General features: G+C 61.0%; 19 protein-coding genes and 1 pseudogene. 12 read left to right on the top strand and 8 right to left on the bottom strand.

Annotation, left to right across the window (positions count from 1 at the left end):
• Nucleotides 1-25 precede the first annotated feature (25 nt).
• The 3 genes from ftsX to ftsY are packed head-to-tail and all read right to left on the bottom strand — an operon-like array spanning nt 26 to nt 3,107.
• Nucleotides 26-1,048 (bottom strand): permease-like cell division protein FtsX, encoded by a 1,023-nt coding sequence (gene ftsX, locus TU82_RS12565; protein ID WP_057723504.1) that lies wholly within the window; start codon nt 1,046-1,048, stop codon nt 26-28.
• Complete coding sequence (gene ftsE, locus TU82_RS12560; protein WP_003234627.1) at nt 1,045-1,716, bottom strand: cell division ATP-binding protein FtsE; 672 nt, start codon at nt 1,714-1,716, stop codon at nt 1,045-1,047. Before ftsE ends, ftsX begins: the two co-directional genes overlap by 4 nt.
• Complete coding sequence (gene ftsY, locus TU82_RS12555; protein ID WP_057723503.1) at nt 1,713-3,107, bottom strand: signal recognition particle-docking protein FtsY; 1,395 nt, start codon at nt 3,105-3,107, stop codon at nt 1,713-1,715. Before ftsY ends, ftsE begins: the two co-directional genes overlap by 4 nt.
• 231 nt (nt 3,108-3,338) lie before the next feature.
• Between ftsY and TU82_RS12550 the strand changes: the two genes are divergently transcribed.
• The 4 genes from TU82_RS12550 to TU82_RS12535 all read left to right on the top strand — a co-directional run bounded on the left by TU82_RS12550 (nt 3,339) and on the right by TU82_RS12535 (nt 7,910).
• On the top strand, nt 3,339-4,694 hold the full coding sequence (locus TU82_RS12550) for a M16 family metallopeptidase (protein ID WP_057723502.1): 1,356 nt from the start codon (nt 3,339-3,341) through the stop codon (nt 4,692-4,694).
• Nucleotides 4,687-6,177, top strand: coding sequence for a M16 family metallopeptidase (locus tag TU82_RS12545; RefSeq protein WP_057723501.1), 1,491 nt, complete (start codon nt 4,687-4,689; stop codon nt 6,175-6,177). Before TU82_RS12550 ends, TU82_RS12545 begins: the two co-directional genes overlap by 8 nt.
• Entirely contained in the window at nt 6,177-6,782 is a 606-nt protein-coding gene (gene rsmD / locus TU82_RS12540) for a 16S rRNA (guanine(966)-N(2))-methyltransferase RsmD (protein ID WP_057723500.1), read from the top strand. Before TU82_RS12545 ends, rsmD begins: the two co-directional genes overlap by 1 nt.
• 132 nt (nt 6,783-6,914) lie before the next feature.
• Complete coding sequence (locus TU82_RS12535) at nt 6,915-7,910, top strand: hydrolase (RefSeq protein ID WP_057723706.1); 996 nt, start codon at nt 6,915-6,917, stop codon at nt 7,908-7,910.
• Nucleotides 7,911-8,029: 119 nt separating this feature from the next.
• On the opposite strand, the gene TU82_RS12530 is transcribed toward TU82_RS12535, so the two are convergent.
• Entirely contained in the window at nt 8,030-8,884 is an 855-nt protein-coding gene (locus TU82_RS12530) for a sulfurtransferase (RefSeq protein WP_057723499.1), read from the bottom strand.
• Nucleotides 8,885-8,917: 33 nt separating this feature from the next.
• Nucleotides 8,918-9,589 carry a TetR/AcrR family transcriptional regulator gene (locus TU82_RS12525; protein WP_057723498.1) on the bottom strand — a complete coding sequence of 224 codons (672 nt, stop codon included), beginning with the start codon at nt 9,587-9,589 and terminating at the stop codon, nt 8,918-8,920.
• Nucleotides 9,590-9,722: 133 nt separating this feature from the next.
• On the opposite strand from TU82_RS12525, the pseudogene TU82_RS12520 reads away from it, so the two are divergent.
• The 5 genes and pseudogenes from TU82_RS12520 to TU82_RS12500 all read left to right on the top strand — a co-directional run.
• A pseudogene (locus TU82_RS12520) lies at nt 9,723-11,162 on the top strand (coniferyl aldehyde dehydrogenase); the annotation flags it as partial.
• A gap of 28 nt (nt 11,163-11,190) precedes the next feature.
• The gene (locus TU82_RS12515; protein ID WP_057723496.1) at nt 11,191-11,736 is read left to right on the top strand and encodes a hypothetical protein; all 546 of its coding nucleotides are present in this window, start codon (nt 11,191-11,193) and stop codon (nt 11,734-11,736) included.
• 35 nt (nt 11,737-11,771) lie between these two features.
• Nucleotides 11,772-13,367, top strand: coding sequence for a GMC family oxidoreductase (locus TU82_RS12510; RefSeq protein WP_057723495.1), 1,596 nt, complete (start codon nt 11,772-11,774; stop codon nt 13,365-13,367).
• Nucleotides 13,368-13,470: 103 nt separating this feature from the next.
• Nucleotides 13,471-13,950, top strand: coding sequence for a pantetheine-phosphate adenylyltransferase (gene coaD / locus TU82_RS12505; RefSeq protein WP_057723494.1), 480 nt, complete (start codon nt 13,471-13,473; stop codon nt 13,948-13,950).
• 102 nt (nt 13,951-14,052) lie between these two features.
• Nucleotides 14,053-14,304 carry a YfhL family 4Fe-4S dicluster ferredoxin gene (locus TU82_RS12500; protein WP_057723493.1) on the top strand — a complete coding sequence of 84 codons (252 nt, stop codon included), beginning with the start codon at nt 14,053-14,055 and terminating at the stop codon, nt 14,302-14,304.
• Nucleotides 14,305-14,420: 116 nt separating this feature from the next.
• Here the strand turns inward: TU82_RS12500 and mutM are convergent, their stop codons facing one another.
• Together mutM and TU82_RS12490 are read right to left on the bottom strand one after the other, a co-directional pair.
• Nucleotides 14,421-15,233: a bifunctional DNA-formamidopyrimidine glycosylase/DNA-(apurinic or apyrimidinic site) lyase gene (gene mutM / locus TU82_RS12495; RefSeq protein ID WP_057723492.1), complete on the bottom strand. Its 813-nt coding sequence runs from the start codon at nt 15,231-15,233 to the stop codon at nt 14,421-14,423.
• A gap of 21 nt (nt 15,234-15,254) precedes the next feature.
• Entirely contained in the window at nt 15,255-16,067 is an 813-nt protein-coding gene (locus TU82_RS12490; RefSeq protein WP_173667498.1) for an HDOD domain-containing protein, read from the bottom strand.
• Nucleotides 16,068-16,363: 296 nt separating this feature from the next.
• Here TU82_RS12490 and TU82_RS12485 point away from each other — a divergent pair, with 296 nt between their 5' ends.
• Nucleotides 16,364-17,560, top strand: coding sequence for a class I SAM-dependent rRNA methyltransferase (locus tag TU82_RS12485; RefSeq protein ID WP_057723490.1), 1,197 nt, complete (start codon nt 16,364-16,366; stop codon nt 17,558-17,560).
• A gap of 135 nt (nt 17,561-17,695) precedes the next feature.
• On the opposite strand, the gene TU82_RS12480 is transcribed toward TU82_RS12485, so the two are convergent.
• A complete protein-coding gene (locus TU82_RS12480; protein ID WP_057723489.1) occupies nt 17,696-18,154 on the bottom strand; it encodes an REP-associated tyrosine transposase in 459 nt (152 codons plus the stop codon).
• A 395-nt stretch (nt 18,155-18,549) separates the two neighbouring features.
• Here TU82_RS12480 and ilvD point away from each other — a divergent pair, with 395 nt between their 5' ends.
• A complete protein-coding gene (ilvD, locus tag TU82_RS12475) occupies nt 18,550-20,391 on the top strand; it encodes a dihydroxy-acid dehydratase (protein WP_057723488.1) in 1,842 nt (613 codons plus the stop codon).
• A gap of 166 nt (nt 20,392-20,557) precedes the next feature.
• On the top strand, nt 20,558-22,003 hold the full coding sequence (locus TU82_RS12470) for a hypothetical protein (protein ID WP_057723487.1): 1,446 nt from the start codon (nt 20,558-20,560) through the stop codon (nt 22,001-22,003).
• Nucleotides 22,004-22,141 lie beyond the last annotated feature (138 nt).

Here is a 22,141-nt window from a genome sequence, read left to right as displayed (position 1 = left end):
CGAAACTACATTACCCTGACATTAACTACTTCGGCGCCAGCTCACGTAAATGCCGTGCGACCGCAATCCACGCACCGATATACCCCAACAATACCGCGCCAAGCAAGAGGCTCAGGCCGTCAGCTACCGGCACGCCAGCCAGGGCAAAATCGCTGCCGTACAAGCCGGCCAGCCCGATAACCGCATCGTTCAGCCAGTCCAGTCCAAAAGCCAGCACGCCCCAGGACAAAACCCCGGCACCCAAGCCATAAAGCGCGCCCATGTACAGAAAAGGACGACGCACATAGCTGTCCGTGCCGCCGACCAGTTTAATCACTTCTATCTCGGTGCGACGGTTTTCAATATGAAGACGAATGGTATTACCTATCACCAAAAGTAATGCAGACACCAACAACACCGTCAAACCGAACACGAAGCGGTCGCCCAGCTTGAGGATCGCGGCCAGGCGCTCTACCCAGACTAGATCAAGTTGCGCCTGTTGTACCTTGGGCATCTCTGCGAGTTTTTGTCGCAGGGCTTCCAGGGCCGGCTTGTCCACCTCATTCGGCGTCACCAGCACCACGCCCGGCAACGGGTTCTGCGGCAGCTCCTTGAGCGCCTCGCCCAGGCCGGATTGTTGCTGGAACTCCTCAAGGGCCTGGTCGCGGCTGATGTATTCGGCCTCCGCCACGCCCGGCATGTTCTTGATATCGTCGCGCAGCGCTTCGCCTTGCTGGGTGCTGGCATCCAGGTTCAAGTACAGCGAAATCTGCGCCGCGCGCTGCCAGGAACCGCCCAGGCGTTCCACATTATTGAGCAGCAACGACAAGCCCATCGGCAGGCTCAGGGCCACGGCCATCACCAGGCAGGTGAAAAAGCTGCCGATCGGCTGCTTGCCCAGGCGGCGCAGACTGTCGAGCAGGCTGGCGCGATGGCTTTCGATCCAGGCACGCAACAGGGTGCCGAAGTCCGGGCCGTCGTCATCGTCGCGTTTTTTCTTGTTCGGTTGCGGGTCGGCCGGTTTCGGCGCCACGCGTTCGGACACTTTTGGACTGCGTGTTGCACTCATACGCCGGCCTCCCCGTCACCGATCAGGCGACCACGTTGCAGGGTCAGCATGCGATGGCGCATGCGGGCGATCAGGGCCAGGTCGTGACTGGCGATCAATACGCTGGTACCCAGGCGGTTGATGTCTTCGAACACCCCCATGATCTCGGCCGCCAGGCGTGGGTCAAGGTTACCGGTGGGTTCGTCCGCCAGCAGCAACGCCGGGCGGTGGACGATGGCGCGGGCGATACCGACGCGCTGTTGCTGGCCGGTGGACAGGTCGCCGGGGTAGAGGTCGGTCTTGTCCGACAACGCCACGCGTTCCAGGGCCGAATCCACCCGCTTGACGATCTCGGCCTTGGACAGCCCGAGAATCTGCAGGGGCAAGGCGACGTTGTTGAACACCGTGCGATCGAACAGCAACTGGTGGTTCTGAAACACCACGCCGATCTGACGGCGCAGGAACGGGATCTGCGCATTACTGATGGTGGCCAGGTCCTGGCCCGCCAGCAGCAGCTTGCCGGTGGTCGGACGCTCCATGGCCAGCAGCAGGCGCAACAAGGTGCTCTTACCGGCGCCGGAGTGACCGGTGACAAACAAAAACTCGCCCCGCCGTACTCGAAAGCTCAGCTCATGCAAGCCCACATGCCCGTTGGCGTAGCGTTTACCGACCTGTTCGAATCGAATCATGAACGCTCCCGCTCGGCAAACAGTGCCTGTACAAAGGGTTCGGCTTCAAAGGTGCGCAGGTCGTCGATGCCTTCACCGACGCCAATGTAACGAATCGGCAACCCGAACTGTTTGGCCAGGGCGAAAATCACCCCGCCCTTGGCCGTGCCGTCGAGCTTGGTCAAGGCCAGGCCGGTCAGTTGCACCGTCTGGTTGAATTGCTTGGCCTGGCTGATGGCGTTCTGCCCAGTACCGGCGTCCAGCACCAGTAGCACTTCATGCGGGGCATCGGCGTCGAGCTTGCCGATCACGCGGCGAACTTTCTTCAGCTCTTCCATCAGGTTGTCTTTGGTGTGCAGGCGACCGGCGGTGTCGGCGATCAACACATCGATGTTACGGGCCTTGGCGGCCTGCACGGCATCGAAGATCACCGAAGCGGAGTCGGCACCGGTGTGCTGGGCGATCACCGGGATCTTGTTGCGCTCGCCCCACACTTGCAGTTGCTCAACGGCAGCGGCACGGAAGGTGTCGCCGGCGGCGAGCATGACTTTCTTGCCCTCACCCTGCAGCTTCTTGGCCAGCTTGCCGATGGTAGTGGTCTTGCCGGCGCCGTTGACGCCCACGACCAGGATCACGAAAGGTTTCTTCGGGGTGATCACCAGCGGCGCTTCAACGGGTTTGAGCATGGCGGCCAGCTCGGCCTGCAAGGACTTGTACAGCGCGTCCGCGTCGGTCAATTGCTTGCGCGCGACTTTCTGGGTCAGGCTCTGGATGATCACGGCGGTGGCTTCGACGCCCACGTCGGCGGTAAGCAGGCGGGTTTCGATGTCTTCCAGCAATTCGTCATCGATGGTCTTTTTGCCGAGAAACAGGCTGGCCATGCCTTCGCCGATACTGGCGCTGGTTTTGCTCAGGCCTTGCTTGAGACGGGTGAAGAAGCCGGCCTTGCTGGTTTCGGCGGGTACGGCGGGCTCTTCGATGACCGCAGGCATGGCAACCACAGCAGGCACTTCGGCAGGGATTTCGACTGCAGGGGGCGCCTCGACAACGACCGCTGCCGGTGGCGCGACAGGAATGGGCGGCGTCACGTGTTCAGCCTGCACATCCTCGACCAGTGCCACCGGCTCTTCGGCTACCGGCAGCTCCAGCCACGGTTTGTGCTCGGGTTCAGGTTCAGGCGCAGGTTCTGCCTCGACTACCGGCTGCAACACCGGCTCCGCAATAGGCAGCACCACCGGTGCCGGCGCTTCGGCAGCCGGCTCGGCTTCTACTATAGGCTCTGGAATCGGTTCAGATTGAACCTGCGGCTGTTCGACGACGGTTTCCTGCGGCTTTTTGCGCAGCCATCCGAACAGGCCTTTTTTCTCGCCAGCCGCAGCTGGGGTCTTCTTGTCGTCGTTGGAACCAAACATGGAGACGGCTATCTCAAGGTAGCGACGCGCCAAGCGGCGCTTCGGTAAATAAAATTCGATGCGTAACAGACTGTTTTTTAGCCAGCTCGTTCATGCGCAACATTTTGAAGGCCAAAATAGGGCCTCAACAAGACAGCCGTAGTGGCCGCCCCTAAGTCGGATCGGTATCCTAGCACCTCCTCGCCCGCCGACGCTAAGACCAAGCGGGCAGTCCAACAGGTTAAAAAACGAATGAATGCTCTAGCCCGCCGCGCCGCAGGCCTGCTGCTCAGCACAGTTTGTCTGCCCCTTTCAGCTTTGGCTGCCGACCCACAACCCACCCACGAATTCACCCTCGACAACGGCCTCAAGGTCGTCGTGCGCGAAGACCATCGTGCGCCGGTGGTGGTTTCCCAGGTCTGGTACAAGGTGGGCTCGAGCTACGAAACCCCGGGCCAGACCGGTTTATCCCACGCACTGGAACACATGATGTTCAAGGGCAGCGCCAAGGTCGGCCCCGGCGAAGCCTCGCTGATCCTGCGCGACCTGGGCGCCGAAGAAAACGCGTTTACCAGTGACGACTACACCGCCTACTATCAGGTGCTGGCCCGCGACCGCCTGGGCGTGGCCTTCGAGCTGGAAGCCGACCGCATGGCCAGCCTGCGCCTGCCGGCCGATGAGTTCAGCCGCGAAATCGAGGTCATCAAGGAAGAGCGCCGACTGCGCACCGACGACAACCCGATGTCCAAGGCCTTTGAACGTTTCAAGGCCATGGCCTTCCCGGCCAGCGGCTATCACACGCCAACCATCGGCTGGATGGCCGACCTGGAACGCATGAAGGTCGAGGAACTGCGCCACTGGTACCAGGCCTGGTATGTGCCGAACAACGCGACCCTGGTGGTGGTCGGCGATGTCACGCCGGACGAGGTGAAAACCCTGGCCCAGCGCTACTTCGGCCCGATCCCCAGGCGCGACGTCCCGCCCGCCAAGATTCCGATGGAGCTGGCCGAGCCCGGCGAGCGCCTGCTGACCCTGCACGTGCAAACCCAGTTGCCCAGCGTCATGCTCGGTTTCAACGTGCCGGGCCTGGCGACTGCCGAAGACAAGCGCTCGGTACAAGCCCTGCGTCTGATCTCGGCCCTGCTCGACGGCGGCTACAGCGCGCGGATTTCCGAGCAGTTGGAGCGCGGTGAAGAACTGGTCTCCGCCGCCTCCACCAATTACGACGCCTACACCCGCGGCGATACCCTGTTCATGTTGAGCGCCACGCCTAACCAGCAGAAGAAAAAGACCGTCGCCCAGGCCGAAGCCGGCCTGTGGCGCCTGCTGGAAGAGCTCAAGGCCAAGCCGCCCACCGCCGAAGAACTCGAGCGCATCCGCGCCCAGGTGATTGCCGGCGTGGTCTACCAGCGCGACTCCATCACCAGCCAGGCCACGGCCATCGGCTCGCTGGAGACCGTCGGCCTGTCCTGGAAGCTGATGGACACCGAGCTTGCCGACCTGCAAAGCGTGACCCCGGAAGATATCCAGAAGGCGGCGCGCACCTATTTCACCCGCGAACGTCTGAGCGTCGCCCATGTTCTGCCTGAGGAGACCGCTCATGAGTGATCGCAAAAGCAGCCGCCTGATTCTGCCCGGTCTGATCGCCGTTACCCTGATCGCGGCCAGTGCCGTGTATTTCCTGCGCCCGAACGAGTCCTTCGCCAGCCCGGCGCTGGACAAGGCTCAATCGGCCAGCAAGCTGCAATCGCTGGCTGAGCTGGACGGTAAAGCGCCGACCAACCGCAAGCTCGATGTGCAGACCTGGACCACCGCCGAAGGCGCCAAGGTGCTGTTCGTCGAGGCCCACGAGTTGCCGATGTTCGACGTGCGCATCCTGTTCGCCGCCGGCAGCAGCCAGGACGGCAACGTGCCGGGACTGGCCTTGATGACCAATGCCATGCTCAACGAAGGCGTGCCGGGCAAGGATGTCAGCCAGATCGCCAGCGGCTTTGAGGGCCTGGGCGCCGATTTTGGCAATGGCGCCTACCGCGACATGGCGCTGGTGTCCCTGCGCAGCCTGAGCGACAGCGACAAGCGCGAGGCCGCACTGGCGCTGTTCGATGACGTGATCGGCAAGCCGACGTTTCCGGCTGACTCTCTGGCACGCATCAAGAACCAGATCCTGGCCGGCTTCGAATACCAGAAACAGAACCCCGCCAAGCTGGCGAGCATCGAGCTGTTCAAGCGCCTGTACGGCGACCACCCGTATGCCCACCCGAGCGAAGGCACGCCTGAAAGCGTTCCGGCGATTACCGTGCAACAGATGCAGGCCTTTCACGCCAAGGCCTACGCGGCGGGCAATGCGGTGATCGCGGTGGTCGGCGACCTGAGCCGTGCCGAAGCCGAAGCCATGACCGCCAAGGTGTCTGCCGCGTTGCCCAAGGGCCCGGCGCTGGCGAAGATTGCCCAACCGACGGAGCCAAAGGCCGGCCTGAGCCGTATCGAGTTTCCCTCCAAGCAGACCCACCTGCTGTTCGCCCAGCTGGGTATCGATCGTGCCGACCCGGATTACGCGGCCTTGTCCCTCGGCAACCAGATTCTCGGCGGCGGTGGCTTCGGTACCCGCCTGATGAGCGAAGTGCGCGAAAAACGCGGCCTGACCTACGGCGTGTACTCCGGTTTTTCGCCGATGCAGGTGCGCGGCCCGTTCATGATCAACCTGCAGACCCGCGCCGAAATGAGCGGCGGCACCTTGCGCCTGGTTGAAGACGTGGTGGCGGACTACCTCAAGACCGGCCCCACCCAGAAAGAGCTGGATGACGCCAAGCGCGAGCTGGCCGGCAGCTTTCCGCTGTCCACCGCCAGCAACGCCGATATCGTCGGTCAGCTCGGTGCCATGGGTTTCTATAACCTGCCACTGAGCTATCTGGAAGATTTCATGAAACAATCCCAGGCCCTGACCGTAGAGCAGGTCAAGGCTGCAATGAACAAACACTTGAGCGCCGACAAGATGGTCATCGTGACCGCCGGCCCGACGATTGCGCAAAAGCCACTACCGCCCCCCACTGATAAACCCGCCGAGCAGCCGCTCGGGGTTCCGGAGCATTAATGGCCAGTTCATCTCGCCCGAAAAAACCTGTCCACAACGTGCATAACGGTGTGGGCCAACTGCGCATCATTGGCGGTGAATGGGGCAGCCGCAAGCTGAGCTTCCCCGATGTCGTGGGTCTGCGCCCGACGCCGGATCGCGTGCGCGAAACCTTGTTCAACTGGCTGGCGCCGTACATCGGCGGCGCCAAGGTACTCGACCCGTTTGCCGGCAGTGGCGCGTTGTTCCTGGAGGCGCTGTCCCGTGGCGCAGCCCAGGCACAGGCGCTGGATGCGAGCAATGTGGCGGTATCCAGCCTCAAGGAACACTTGGGCACCTTGCGCTGCACCAACGGCCAGGTCCAGACCGCCGACGCCTTGCGCTACCTGGAAACCCAGGCAGCCAGCGAATACGACGTGGTGTTCCTCGACCCGCCGTTCAACCAGAACCTGCTGCCGACTGTGTGTGCGTTGCTGGAAGAACGCCAGTGGCTGGCGCCGGATGCGTGGATCTACACTGAGAGCGAGACCGCGCCGTCGACGCTCGGCTTGCCGGGCAGCTGGCGCCTGCACCGGGAGCAGAAGTCAGGGCGGGTGTATTACGCGTTGTGGCACCGTGCCCTGTAGGAACGAGCGTGCTCGCGCGGGTTGAGCAGGCGACACGGGCTGCCTGATAGCGCTGCGTCATCGTTAACGTTTTTCGCGAGCAAGCTCGCTCCTACGGGAGTCATGCCAAGCTCGTCCGGCAGCGAGTATTTCATGACTCCCTCTGTGGACCGCTTCAAACCCGCCTTCGGCCTCGGCAACCCCCACCTGCAGACACTGTGGGGGCCGCTGTGGCGCCCGACCACCCATATCGAGCGCCAACGCGAACGCCTGTGGCTGGAAGACGGCGACTTTCTCGACCTCGACTGGCATGGGCCCCATGACCTGCATGCACCGTTGGTGCTGGTATTGCACGGGCTGACCGGCTCGTCCAATTCGCCCTACGTGGCCGGCTTGCAAAAAGTCCTCGCCGCCCAGGGCTGGGCCAGTGCCGCCCTGAACTGGCGCGGCTGCTCCGGCGAGCCGAACCTGTTGGCTCGCAGCTATCACTCCGGTGCCAGTGAAGACCTGGCGGCGGCAATCGCTCATCTACGCGCCAAGCGACCTTTGGCGCCCCTGTATGCGGTGGGTTATTCCCTGGGCGGCAATGTGTTGCTCAAGCACATGGGCGAAACCGGCGAGGCTTCGGGGCTGCAAGGCGCGGCGGCGGTGTCGGTGCCGTTTCGCCTGGACCAATGCGCGGACCGCATCGGGCTGGGGTTTTCGCGGATCTACCAGAAGCACTTCATGCGCGAGATGCTGGCGTATATCCGCATCAAGCAACGCCAGTTTCTGCAGGACGGCCGGCAAGACGGGTTGAACACCCTGGAGGCGCTGGGTTCGCTGGAGAAAATGCGCACGTTCTGGGATTTCGACGGGCGTGTAACTGCGCCGCTGCATGGTTACTTAAGCGCCGAAGACTACTATCGCCAGGCCTCGAGCCGGTATTACCTGGGTGGTATCCGCACGCCGACTCTGATCATCCAGGCGGCCGATGATCCGTTTGTGTTTGCCCACAGCCTGCCCGAAGCCAGTGAGCTATCAGACTGTACGGAGTTTGAGCTGTTGGCCAAGGGTGGGCATGTGGGATTTGTAGAGGGTTCGCTGAAGCGTCCCGCCTATTACCTGGAACGCCGCATCCCCCAGTGGTTACTGGCACAACACGGTTAAACATGTGGGAGGGGGCTTGCCCCCGATGGCGGTGGATCAGCAACAGATGTACTGACTGACACACTGCTATCGGGGGCAAGCCCCCTCCCACATTTTGATTGAGTTCACAGGCTGATTGCTCAGTCGCCTGTTGCCACTTCCCGCTTGGGATCCGTAATCCACTCACTCCACGACCCCGCATATAACCTGCCCAGCGGATACCCCGCCAAACTCAGCGCAAACAGGTTATGGCACGCCGTCACCCCGGAACCGCAATACGCAACCAATTCTTGCGCCGGACGCCCCTGCAATTGTGCGGCAAAGCGTTGCTTGAGTTGTTCGGCCGGCAAGAAACGACCATCGCTGCCCAGGTTTTCACTGAACGCCGCGCACTGCGCGCCAGGAATATGCCCGGCAATCGGGTCGATGGGCTCCACTTCGCCGCGAAAGCGTGCCTGGGCGCGGGCATCGATCAAGGTCATGTCCGGTTCGCCCAGGCGTTTTTGCAACTGCTCGGCATCCAGCAGCAGCCGATTATCCGGCGTACCGGCAAACGTGCCGGGCTCGACCACCGGCGCATCCAGGCTCAATGGGAAGCCCGCCGCATGCCAGGCCTTGAGACCGCCGTCCAGGATAAACACGCCATCGCGCTTGCCGAGCCAGGCCAGCAACCACCATGCCCGAGCCGCATAGGCCCCTGGCCCATCGTCATACAGCACCACATCGGTATCAACGCTGATACCCCACGCCTGCAATTGCTCGATGAATGCCTGCGCCGCAGGCAGCGGGTGGCGACCGGTCACACCCTTGATCACCGGTCCGCTGAGGTGGCGCTCCAGGTCGGCATAGTGCGCCCCTTCGATATGCCCTTCGGCATAGCTGCACCGCCCGTAGTCCGGGTCTTCCAGAGCAAAGCGACAATCCAGGATCACCCGCCCTGCCGACGTCTGGCGCTCGGCCAGTTGCTGGGGGCTGATCAGTTGGGCAAGCGGCATGACTGACTCCTGTGAATACAAAGGGGAAAGGTCCTACTTCACTTCTTCCAGTGCCTGGTTCAACGGCACGTAAAACTCTTTGAACAACGCATCCACCGCGTCTTTGGCCTGGGGCGTGACAAAACCCGCCTCCAGCACCAGCACCTGATACACCCCGCGCTTGATCGCCTCGGCGCTCAAATGGGTGGAGTTTTCATTGGTGGTACACAGGAAACGCACCCAGGAGGTGAGGATAATCCAGGCATTGAGGGTGAGGGCTTCGGTTTGCACCGGATCCATGGTGAGAATGCCGGCGTCGACAAAGCCCTGGTAGATCGCCCCGCCCTGGATCAGGCAGCGCTGGGAAAACCGGCGGTAGCCGGTGGCCAGCTCCGGATCGCTTTCCAATAAATGTTCGAGGTCGCGGTGCAGGAAGCGGTAGCGCCACATGCCGGCGAGTACGGCCTGCAGGTAGAAGCGCTTGTCTTCCACCCTCATCGCGCGCCCTTGGGGCGGGCGCAGGAAACTGTCCACCAAGGCTTCGTATTCACGGAACAGCACGGCGATGATCGCCTGCTTGTTGGGGAAGTGGTAGTACAGGTTGCCCGGGGAAATTTCCATATGCGCGGCGATATGGTTGGTGCTGACACTGCGCTCACCCTGCTGGTTAAAAAGCTCCAGGCTGGTTTGCACAATGCGCTCGCTGGTCTTTACTCGGGGTGCCATAGGGGATCAGCTTCCAAACACGGGATGGGGCATCTTACGGCCTATGCCGGTCAGGTTAAATCCGGATGTTACTGCAATGTTATTTGACAATTTAGAGCAATGACTCTAAAAATCCAGGCAGACCTATAACAACCGGGACCGCGCCATGTCTGCCAACGTTGCCTACCTGCAAGAATCCCAGGCACTGGATCACCTCCAAGACCTGTTCGAAGCGCAACGTCGCGCCTACGCCGCCAACCCGATGCCACCGGCCGCGCAACGCCAGCAATGGCTCAAGGCCCTGCGCGATGTGCTCAGCGATCAACGCCAGGCGCTGATCGACGCGATCAGCCAGGACTTCAGCCATCGCAGCGCGGACGAAACCTTGTTCGCCGAACTGATGCCCAGCCTGCATGGCATTCACTACGCCAGCAAACACCTCAAAGCCTGGATGAAACCTTCCCGCCGCGCTGTAGGCATTGCCTTTCAGCCTGCGTCGGCCAAAGTCATCTACCAGCCGCTGGGTGTGGTCGGCGTCATCGTGCCGTGGAACTACCCGTTGTACCTGGCCATCGGCCCGCTGGTCGGGGCTTTGGCCGCCGGTAACCGGGTCATGCTCAAACTCAGCGAATCCACGCCGGCCACCGGTGAATTGCTCAAGGCATTGCTGGCGAAAATCTTCCCCGAGGACCTGGTGTGCGTGGTGCTCGGCGAAGCCGAAGTCGGCATGGCGTTTTCCAGGTTGCGTTTCGATCATTTGCTGTTCACCGGCGCTACCAGCATCGGCAAGCACGTGATGCGTGCGGCCGCCGAACACCTCACGCCGGTCACCCTGGAGCTGGGCGGCAAATCGCCAGCTATCGTCTCCGCCGATGTGCCGCTCAAGGATGCCGCCGAGCGTATCGCCTTCGGCAAGGCGTTGAATGCCGGACAAACCTGCGTGGCACCCGACTATGTGCTGGTGCCGGAAGATCGTGTGGAAGGCTTCGTCGAGGCTTACTCCCATGCGATTCGTGGGTTCTATCCGACCCTGGCCGACAACCCGGACTACACCGCCATCATCAACGAGCGGCAACTGGCCAGGCTTAATGCTTACGTAAAGGACGCCACCGACAAAGGCGCCACCCTGATTGCGCTGTACGACCAGGACCAGGCCCGACGCATGGCCCACAGCCTGTTGCTGAATGTCAGCGACGACATGACGGTGATGCAGGACGAGATCTTCGGTCCGCTATTACCGATCGTGCCCTATCGCGGCATTGATCAGGCCTTTGCCTACATCAACCAGCGCCCGCGTCCACTGGCCCTGTATTACTTCGGCTACAACAAGCGCGAACAGAACCGTGTGCTCCACGAGACCCACTCCGGCGGCGTGTGCCTGAACGACACCCTGTTGCAGGTAGCACAGGACGACCTGCCGTTTGGTGGCATCGGCCCTTCTGGCATGGGCCACTACCACGGTCACGAAGGCTTCCTGACTTTCAGCAAGGCCAAGGGCGTGCTGATCAAGCAGCGTCTGAACGCGGCGAAGTTGATCTATCCGCCCTATGGAAAATCCATTCAGAAATTGATCCAGAAGCTGTTTATCCGCTGAAACCGCCACTTTCGGGACAATAAAAACAATGAACCCCAGCCTGACTGAAACACCTGCGCTGTCGCGGCGCAGCGTCTTGAAAATCGGCCTGTGCGCCAGTGCCTTCCTGGCCACCGCCGGGCTGGGCGCCAGCCTCAGCGGTTGCTCGAGCAGCACGCCGGCCAGCGGCTTTGCGATGTTGCGCGCCAGTGACTTGCCGTTCCTGCGCGCGGTAATCCCGGTACTGCTGGAAGGCGCGGCCAGCGCGCAGGCCGTGAGTGCCGGGATTGAAGACACCCTGAAAAAGCTCGACTACAGCCTGCAGCACCTGTCGCCGGAGATGTTCAAGCTCACCCAACAGTTGTTCGATGTGTTGAGCATGGGCATTACCCGAGGACCGCTGACCGGCATCTGGGGCAGTTGGGAAAGCGCCGGCAGCGAGCAGATCCGCAACTTCCTGCAGCGCTGGGAAAACAGCTACCTGAACCTGCTGCGCATGGGCCAGGGCTCGCTGCTCAAGCTGGTGATCATGGCCTGGTACTTGCGGCCCGAGTCCTGGGCTCATTGCGGCTACCCCGGCCCGCCGAAGATCTGACCTGCCTCCCTCACAATAATAAAGAGACGACCCTGATGCCCGTACCCGATCTGTTCCGCGACGGCCTGGCCCGTGGCTGGAAAACCCACAATGGCGCCGCCCTCGACAGCGACCTGACCCTGGAAGCCGACGTGGCCATCATCGGCAGCGGCGCCGGTGGCGGCACCACCGCAGAAATCCTCAGCGCAGCGGGCTACAAGGTGTTGCTGATCGAAGAAGGCCCGCTCAAGACCAGCAGCGATTTCAAGCTGCTGGAAGATGAAGCCTATGCCAGCCTGTACCAGGAAGGGATCGGGCGCATGAGCAAGGACGGTGCAATTACCATCCTGCAGGGCCGGGCAGTAGGCGGTACCACGCTGATCAACTGGACCTCCAGCTTCCGCACCCCGGATGCCACCCTCGCCCATTGGGCCAGCGAATACGCGGTGAAAGGTCATAGCAGCGCCGAGATGGCGCCGTGGTTCGAGACCATGGAACAGCGCCTGGGCATTGCGCCCTGGGCCCTGCCGCCAAATGCCAACAACGACGTGATCCGCAAGGGCTGCGAAAAGCTCGGCTACAGCTGGCACGTGATTCCGCGCAATGTGCGCGGCTGCTTCAACCTGGGTTATTGCGGCATGGGTTGCCCGGTCAACGCCAAGCAATCGATGCTGGTGACCACCATCCCCGCCACCCTGGAGAAAGGCGGCGAGTTGCTCTACCTGGCCCGTGCCGAGCGCCTCACATACAGCGGCGACACGATCAGCAGCCTGGAATGCGTGGCCATGGATGCGCGTTGTGTGGCGCCTACCGGACGCACGATCAGCGTAAAGGCCAAACATTACGTACTCTCGGGCGGCGGCATCAACAGCCCGGCGTTGCTGATGCGCTCGGACGCGCCCGACCCTCATTCACGGCTGGGCAAGCGCACCTTCCTGCACTTGGTGAACTTCTCCGCCGGGTTGTTCGACGAGGTGATCAATCCGTTCTACGGGGCGCCGCAGTCGATCTATTCCGACCATTTTCAATGGCAGGACGGCACTACCGGTAAAATGTCCTACAAACTGGAAGCCCCGCCCTTACACCCAGGGTTGGCAAGCACGCTGTTTGGCGGCTACGGCGGGCAGAATGCCCTGGACATGAACCGACTGCCTCATACCCACGCCATGCTCGCGCTGTTGCGCGACGGTTTTCACCCCGACAGCCCTGGCGGCGCAGTGGAATTGCGCGGTGACGGTACGCCGGTGCTCGACTATCAGGTTTCGCCCTATGCCTGGGACGGCCTGCGTCGGGCCTTTCACAGCATGGCCGAGATACAGTTCGCAGCAGGCGCCAAATCGGTCAAGCCCCTGCATCACGATGCCCGCTACGTGAGCAGCTTGGCCGAGGCGCGCAGTGTGATTGACGGTTTGAGCCTTGAGCTACATCGAACCACGCTGGGCAGCGCCCATGTGATGGGCGGTTGTGCCATGGGCGAAGACCCGAAAAACGCGGTAGCCGATAGCCTCGGGCGCCACCACCAACTGCGTAACCTGTCGATTCACGACGGCTCCCTGTTTCCCACCAGCATTGGGGCAAACCCCCAGTTGTCGGTGTATGGAATGAGCGCCCAATTGGCGTCAGCCTTGTCCGAACGTCTGAAAACAGCGTGAAAAACCGTTCGATTCACGGCATTTATCTACGTAAGTCGACTTGGCCGACCGGGATGGCTGCGATACCATCCGGTTCCCCAACGGACTCCGCCAGGACGACGCGATGAACCGAGTGTTGTACCCAGGTACCTTCGACCCGATTACCAAAGGCCATGGCGATCTGGTCGAGCGCGCCTCTCGCCTGTTCGACCATGTGATCATCGCGGTTGCCGCCAGCCCCAAGAAAAACCCGCTGTTTCCCCTGCAGCAGCGCGTGGAATTGGCGCAAGAGGTCACCCGGCACCTGCCCAACGTGGAAGTGGTGGGCTTTTCGACCCTGCTGGCGCACTTTGCCAAGGAGCAGAACGCCAATGTGTTCCTGCGTGGCCTGCGCGCGGTGTCGGATTTCGAATACGAATTCCAGCTGGCCAACATGAACCGCCAACTGGCGCCGGACGTGGAAAGCCTGTTCCTTACGCCATCGGAACGTTATTCGTTCATTTCCTCGACGTTGGTGCGTGAAATTGCCGCTTTGGGCGGAGATATCACCAAGTTCGTGCACCCGGCCGTCGCGGACGCGCTGACGCTGCGCTTCAAGAAGTAAGACCGCTCACTCGGCGCCCGCTCGCACTGCGGGCGCCAATGCGGCACAATTGCGCGCATTCGTTTTCAGATGCCTTGGCTGACAGCCCTGGCAGGAGTTCTCATGTCCCTGATCATCACCGACGATTGCATCAACTGCGACGTCTGCGAACCCGAGTGCCCGAACGCTGCGATTTCCCAGGGTGAAGAGATCTATGTGATCGACCCCAACCTGTGCACCCAGTGTGTCGGCCATTACGACGAACCCCAGTGCCAGCAGGTGTGCCCGGTGGATTGCATTCCGCTGGATGAGGCGCGCCCTGAGACTGAAGAGCAGTTGATGGAGAAGTACCGGAAGATTACCGGTAAAGCCTGAGGTTCTTTGTTGCCTGTGAGGCCCTCATCGGGGGCAAGCCCCCTCTCACATTTGAAATGCATTCCAATGTGGGAGGGGGCTTGCCCCCGATGGCGATATCAGCCATCACACAGCAATCAGCTCTGGCACCTGGGGCAAAACACACTCGCCCGCTGCCCCAGCACCACATTGCGCAACTCGGTCCCGCAGACCTTGCACGCCTCGCCGCCCCGGCCATACACGAACAATTCCTGCTGGAAATACCCCGGCTGCCCGTCGCCACCGATAAAATCGCGCAAGGTGGTGCCGCCGCGCTCGATCGCCGCAGCCAGCACGCGCTTGATTTCGATGGCCAGCCTCAGGTAGCGCGCCCGCGATATACCGCCTGCCGCGCGACGCGGATCGATCCCCGCCGCAAACAGCGCTTCGGTCGCATAGATATTGCCCACGCCCACCACCACGGCGTTGTCCATGATGAACGGCTTCACCGCCATCGACCGCCCACGGGACTGCTGGAACAAACGTTCGCCATCAAACAGCGCGGTCAACGGCTCGGGCCCCAGGCGGATCAGCAGTTCGTGGTTGTGCGGGTCCTGGCTCCAGAGCATGGCGCCAAAGCGCCGGGGGTCGGTGTAGCGCAGAGCCAGGCCGGATTCCAGCTCGATGTCCACATGCTCATGCTTGAGCGCCGGCATGCCGACTTCCACCAGGCGCAGGTTGCCCGACATGCCCAGGTGGCTGATCAAGGTGCCCACTTCAGCATTGATCAACAGGTACTTGGCCCTGCGCTCCACCAGCACGATGCGCTGCCCGGACAGGCGCACATCAAGGTCTTCGGGGATCGGCCAGCGCAGGCGACGCTCACGCACCACCACACGGCTGACGCGCTGGCCCTCCAGGTGAGGGGCAATCCCGCGCCGGGTGGTTTCGACTTCTGGTAACTCAGGCATGTGTACCTCGGGAAAAAAGGCTCAGTGCGCGCCCAGCTCGCGGATCGACAACTTCATGCTTTCGAAGTCGTAGTCCGACAGGCCCACGTAATCCAGCACCAGATGACCGATCGCATCCCATTCATGGTCAACGGCCTGGTTGCCCAGCACGCGATAGGACGAACAGATGTGCTCGGCCATTTTCAGGATCGCCAGCAGGTTCTTAAGCACAGGGTTGCGCGACGATTCATCGCTGAAAATCGCCAGGGCGTTGTGGTGGTTGGCGATGGCGTCGGTCACATGCTCCGGCAGGCGCCAGGACTTGGCGGTGTAGTAACCCACCACGGCATGGTTGGTGTTGAACGCGTTGTTCTCGGTGTCGACCACGCGGCAATCCGGGCCGGCATTGGCGTAGGCCTGCTCCAGCACCGTCATGTAGTTCGGGAACCGCTTGAGCATCAGCGGCACGCCGCAATCGTGGAACAGGCCCAGGGCGTAGGCTTCGTCAACCGCCTGGGAGCCGGTGCGCTTGGCCAGGGTCAGGCAGGTCATTGCCACATCCTGGGCCGTGTCCCAGAAGCGGTTGAGCGTAACGATGGTGTCGTCACTCATCTCGCCCTTGATCGACAGCGCATTGATCAGGTTGATGACCGAGCGGCTGCCCAGCAGGTTCACCGCGCGCTGAATCGAGGCGATCTTGTTGCTCAGGCCGTAATACGGCGAGTTGACGATCTTCAGCAACGCGCCGGACAGGCCCGGGTCCTGGGCGATCAACCGGGCGATCACTTCCAGGTCCGGGTCGGGCATGTACTGCTCCATCTGCAAATCCACCATGATTTGCGGCTGGGGCGGCACGCTGATGCCTTGCAGGACCTGCTGGATCTGTTCGGCGGAAAGCTCTTGGGACATAAGTACACACTCTGGGCTAGGCGGGGATTCTACCCCTTATGCAGACCCGGCCGACACCCAAAAACCCAAACCGAAACTCGATCAAATGTGGGAGGGGGCTTGCCCCCGATAGCAGTGGATCAGTCAGCTCATCTGTTTCTGACATACCGCTATCGGGAGCAAGCCCCCTCCCACATGTCCGGCGGCGCGGTCAGTCACTACACAACAGGGTATACTCCCGCTCTTTTTTCCGGAGCGACGTCATGTCCCTGCCAAGCCTGCGTCTCAAAGCCAACGCCGATCGTCGTTTGCGCAACGGCCACCTGTGGGTCTACAGCAACGAAATCGACGTGGCCGCCACCCCACTTCACGGCTTCCAGGCAGGCGACCAGGCTATCCTGGAAGCGGCCGGCGGCAAGACCCTGGGCATCGTGGCCATGAGCCCGAACAACCTGATCTGCGCCCGCCTGCTGTCGCGCGACATCAAGTTGCCGCTGGACAAGTCGCTGCTGGTGCACCGCCTCAACGTCGCCCTGTCGTTGCGTGACCGTCTGTTCGACAAGCCGTTCTACCGCCTGGTCTACGGCGACTCCGATCTGCTGCCGGGCCTGGTGGTCGACCGTTTCGGCGACATCCTCGTGGTACAGATCGCCTCGGCGACCATGGAAGCCCACAAGGAAGACGTGATCGCCGCGCTGACCCAAGTGCTCAAGCCCAGCGGCATCCTGTTCAAGAACGACTCCGCCGCGCGCGATGCCGAAGGCCTCAACCGCTACGTCGAAACCGTGTTCGGCCTGGTGCCGGAGTGGGTCGCGCTGGAAGAAAACGGCGTGCAATTCGAAGCCCCGGTGATCCAGGGCCAGAAAACCGGCTGGTTCTACGACCACCGCATGAACCGCGCCCGCCTGGCCCCGTATGCCAAAGGCAAGCGCGTACTCGACCTGTACAGCTACATCGGCGGCTGGGGCGTGCAAGCCGCCGCTTTCGGCGCCAGTGAAGTGTTCTGCGTCGACGCGTCGGCCTTCGCCCTCGACGGCGTGGAGCGCAACGCCGCGCTCAACGGCGTGGCCGAGAAGATGACCTGCATCGAAGGCGACGTCTTCGAAGCGTTGAAAGAACTCAAAGCCAGCGAAGAACGCTTCGACGTGATCGTCGCCGACCCACCGGCCTTCATCAAACGCAAAAAAGACATGAAAAACGGCGAAGGCGCCTACCGCCGCCTGAACGAGCAAGCCATGCGCCTGCTCAGCAAGGACGGCATCCTGGTCAGCGCGTCGTGCTCCATGCACCTGCCGGAAGATGACCTGCAAAACATCCTGCTGACCAGCGCCCGCCACTTGGACCGCAATATCCAGATGCTCGAACGCGGCGGCCAGGGCCCGGACCACCCGGTGCACCCGGCGATTGTCGAGACACGGTATATCAAGAGCATTACGTGCCGGTTGTTGCCGAATAGCTAACGCTGGGCTGAAGCCGACTACCTTGTAGGAGCGAGCTTGCTCGCGAAAAACCTGAGAACGCCGCGGAGTATCAAATACCCCGCGTTATCGTTGACGTTCTTCGCGAGCAAGCTCGCTCCTACAGGGAAAGGTGCCTTATAGCCAGATGGCATCCCATAGCGGGTATTGGCCGATGTGATCAACGAGACCTGCGCGCAATGGGTTTGCGACGATGTAGCGAGCCATTGCCTTCAAGTCCTCCTCACGACGCAACGCCCTGTCGAAATAGCCTTTTTGCCAAAGCACTCCGAAGGACCGTCTTGCCTTATTGACTGCACGGGCACTTCTCGATTTGGTTCGCTGCATGAGCCTGGGCAAATCGCCGTTGTGCAACTCCACCAGCCAGTGGAAATGGTCGGGCATGACCACCCAGGCTAGTGACGTTGCATCTCCATCCTCCTGAGCCTTTCTGAATTCTCGGACCAGCAAGCGACCGATAAGCCAGTCTTGAAAAATGCGATGCCGTTGATGGGTAACAGCCGTGAGCAAGTAGATACGGCCCGATTCTGAATAGCGGCCAGTACGCAGCCGATGAGCATTTTGCTGGGTGGACATTCCTTCGTCCTCTTCTGTGATTGGAAGAGAAACGGTAGGAGCTGAAGCGCCAACCAGCCTTCAAACAATTGTTCTGGATATGTCCGCCCTTGTAGGAGCGAGCTCGCTCGCGAAAAACCCATAGACGACACGGGCTACCTGATAGCACCGCGTCATCGTTGACGATTTTCGCGAGCAAGCTCGCTCCTACAAGAAGTCGGTGTAGAATCGGCCCTATTCATCGCCAGTCATCCCCCGGCGGGTTTATGAGCTCGAGGCCCAAGCACGCGGCGATCCCGCGACGCGAGTGGCAACTTCCGGACACACGGCCATTTTCTGAGTGTTCCAGACGTCAATAGAAGCTCTCTCCCCTTTAGCACCTGATTAGTAAGTGATTAGCCGCCCGGAGTGCTCCAATGCCTGATTACCGCTCGAAAACATCCACCCACGGCCGCAACATGGCCGGCGCCCGCGCGCTGTGGCGTGCCACGGGGATGAAGGATGACGACTTCAAGAAGCCGATCATCGCGATTGCCAACTCGTTCACCCAGTTCGTGCCGGGCCATGTCCATCTCAAGGACCTGGGCCAACTGGTCGCCCGCGAGATCGAACGCGCCGGTGGCGTGGCAAAAGAATTCAACACCATCGCCGTGGACGACGGCATCGCCATGGGCCATGACGGTATGCTGTACTCCCTGCCGAGCCGCGAGATCATCGCCGACTCCGTGGAGTACATGGTCAACGCCCACTGCGCCGACGCCATCGTGTGCATCTCCAACTGCGACAAGATCACCCCCGGCATGTTGATGGCCGCCCTGCGCCTGAACATCCCGGTGATCTTCGTTTCCGGCGGGCCGATGGAAGCCGGCAAGACCAAACTCGCCTCCCACGGCCTCGACCTCGTCGACGCCATGGTAATCGCCGCCGATTCCAGCGCGTCTGACGAGAAGGTCGCGGAATACGAGCGCAGCGCCTGCCCGACCTGCGGTTCATGCTCCGGCATGTTCACCGCCAACTCGATGAACTGCCTGGTGGAAGCCCTGGGCCTGGCCTTGCCGGGCAACGGTTCCACACTGGCCACCCACAGCGACCGCGAGCAACTGTTCCTGCAGGCCGGCCGAACCATCGTCGAGCTGTGCAAGCGTTACTACACCGAGAACGATGAGTCGGTATTGCCGCGCAATATCGCCAACTTCAAGGCGTTCGAAAACGCCATGACCCTGGACATCGCCATGGGCGGTTCCACCAACACCATCCTGCATTTGCTGGCCGCCGCCCAGGAAGCCGAGATCGATTTCGACCTGCGCGACATCGACCGCCTGTCCCGGCACGTGCCGCAACTGTGCAAGGTCGCGCCGAACATCCAGAAGTACCACATGGAAGACGTGCACCGCGCCGGCGGGATCTTCTCGATCCTCGGCTCTCTGGCCCGTGGCGGCCTGCTGCACACCGACCTGCCGACCGTGCACAGCACGTCCCTCGCCGAAGGCATCGCCAAGTGGGACATCACCCAGACCGACGACGAAGCCGTGCACACCTTCTTCAAGGCCGGCCCGGCCGGCATCCCGACCCAGACGGCATTCAGCCAGTCGACCCGTTGGGACACCCTGGACGACGACCGTGAAAACGGCTGCATCCGCAGTGTCGAGCACGCCTATTCCCAGGAAGGCGGCCTGGCCGTGCTGTACGGCAACATCGCCCTCGACGGTTGCGTGGTGAAGACCGCCGGTGTGGACGAGTCCATCCATGTCTTCGAAGGTCGCGCCAAGATCTACGAAAGCCAGGACAGCTCGGTACGCGGCATCCTCGCCGACGAAGTGAAAGAAGGCGACATCGTGATCATCCGCTACGAAGGCCCCAAAGGCGGCCCGGGTATGCAGGAGATGCTCTACCCCACGTCCTACCTGAAGTCCAAAGGCCTGGGCAAAGCCTGCGCGCTGCTGACCGATGGCCGTTTCTCCGGCGGCACCTCTGGCCTGTCCATCGGCCACGCGTCGCCGGAAGCCGCTGCCGGCGGCGCGATTGGCCTGGTGCAGGATGGCGACAAGGTACTGATCGACATTCCGAACCGCTCGATCAACCTGTTGATCAGCGATGAAGAACTGGCGGCACGCCGGGTTGAGCAGGACAAGAAAGGCTGGAAACCGGTGGAGAAGCGTCCACGCAAGGTGACCACCGCGTTGAAGGCGTATGCACTGCTGGCGACCAGTGCAGACAAAGGCGCAGTGCGCAATAAGGCAATGTTGGATGGGTTGTAAGTTTTAATCCGCCTTCGCCCAATTGTTGTCACTACAGAATGCCCCGCACATGCGGGGCATTTTTGTAACGCTGCCTGACGCCTATCAACCCTTGCACTGACTTCTGGAACCCTTTAACCAAATCGCCCACCAACCGAGACGATCGACTTGGCTAAGAGGTGGGACGATGAAAATACTGGACGGCGCTCCTTCAACTGAACGTTGGACTCAAGAACACGCCGCCTCGCCACTCCAGCGTTCTCAAAACAGCATCAGGCGTTTATGTCCTGACGAAAAGGCTGCCACCTTGCTCGGCAAAACCATCGGCCCTGAAGCTGCATTTCAGATGAGGGAAAAGGTCACGGTGGACAGTCGAGGCATGATCACCAAGGTTCAGGCCAGGCACTTGTCGAGCAGAAACTTTACAGACATCGCCGGTGCAATCACTTCTCCCCTGACTCATCGACCACAGCCTGCCGACGAACTGATAAGGACACCCAAGGAAGTGCTGCTGGCATTGACCCTGGCAGTGTCAGAGTCGGCACTGGATGCCGCTGTCAAAATACCGCTCATCGAGAACCTGAAAGCAAGCTGGCTGGGTAACCAGAGTTCAAAAGAGATTACGCAAACGCTTATTGAGCAGCTTCAGTCCGAACTGTCATCCGAACCGCAAAAGAATCAGGCACTACTGGCGAAGATAGAGACGATATCGACAACCCTGGAAAAGGACTTTTATATCACCAAGCGCAATGACAATTACTATGGGCGCTTGTTCGATACGGCTTTTTCAGACTATGTAATCCATCATCCCACGCCGGAATCGCGCCGCATCAATGAGATGCTGACGCGCACGCTTCTAACGGACTTCAATAGTTACCCACTCGCCACGCGACTCGCTCTGTGCGCCGACATCCATCAGCGGATGCGGGCTGACCCGCCCGGCTGGCGCGAGCAAATCAGGGAGTCTCAAAAATTCCTTCACAATCCCGAGCCGCAGAACTTTGCCGCCATGCTGCAAAGCAGCAACCCGTATGCCATTGCGCTGACCCTGTCGCTGGCTGTGAAATATATGCTGGCGGCCCCCAATTTAAGGCCGCTGACCAACGTGGCGACAGAGCACTATGAGGATGTCATCACCGACCAGCGACAACTGATCAAATCTCTCAAAAATAGAAACTTTCGCAGCGACCAATATGGTTTATTGCTACCTCACCAATCAGCGCCCCACCAACAGACCCATCTGCCCGGCACCTTGGGCATCAGGCCTATCGACCGCTACCAACCTGTCACATCGGGCATAACCCCACATAATCGAGCCGCGCTGCACGCTGAGCGCTCAATGGGCATTGGCATGTCCGGCAGCACTAACCTGCTGAACCATTTATTTAAAAATCTGGCCCAGGAAGGCCAGGTATTTTCCATGGAACATGCGAAAACCCTGACCGCCGCCTATCTCACCTTCAGTGGAGGCCACTCCCTTAACGAAGCCTATACGGTGTTTTCGTATAATGATAAAAAAGACTTCACACCCCTATGTTTCAATCAGCTCGCCAGCGCGGACCGATATAACGCCGAGGCCGTAGATCACGCGTATCAAAAAGTGCTTGAAGCCTGCAAATTATTAAACACTTAGCGCTCTGGCCTGCGGCAATTTTTTGCCTGAAAAAATCACGCAGACAAACAAGATCAAGGGTGGGAGGAGGCTTGCCCTGATGCCAGTCAGTTAAGGCTTTGTGTAGGAGCGAGGGGGGCGCCTAGCTCTTGCTCGCGA

The organism is Pseudomonas orientalis (assembly GCF_001439815.1).
GTDB classification, from domain to species: domain Bacteria; phylum Pseudomonadota; class Gammaproteobacteria; order Pseudomonadales; family Pseudomonadaceae; genus Aquipseudomonas; species Aquipseudomonas orientalis.
Note: the sequence above shows the minus strand (reverse complement) of the source record. Positions and strands in the feature narration are given on the sequence as shown.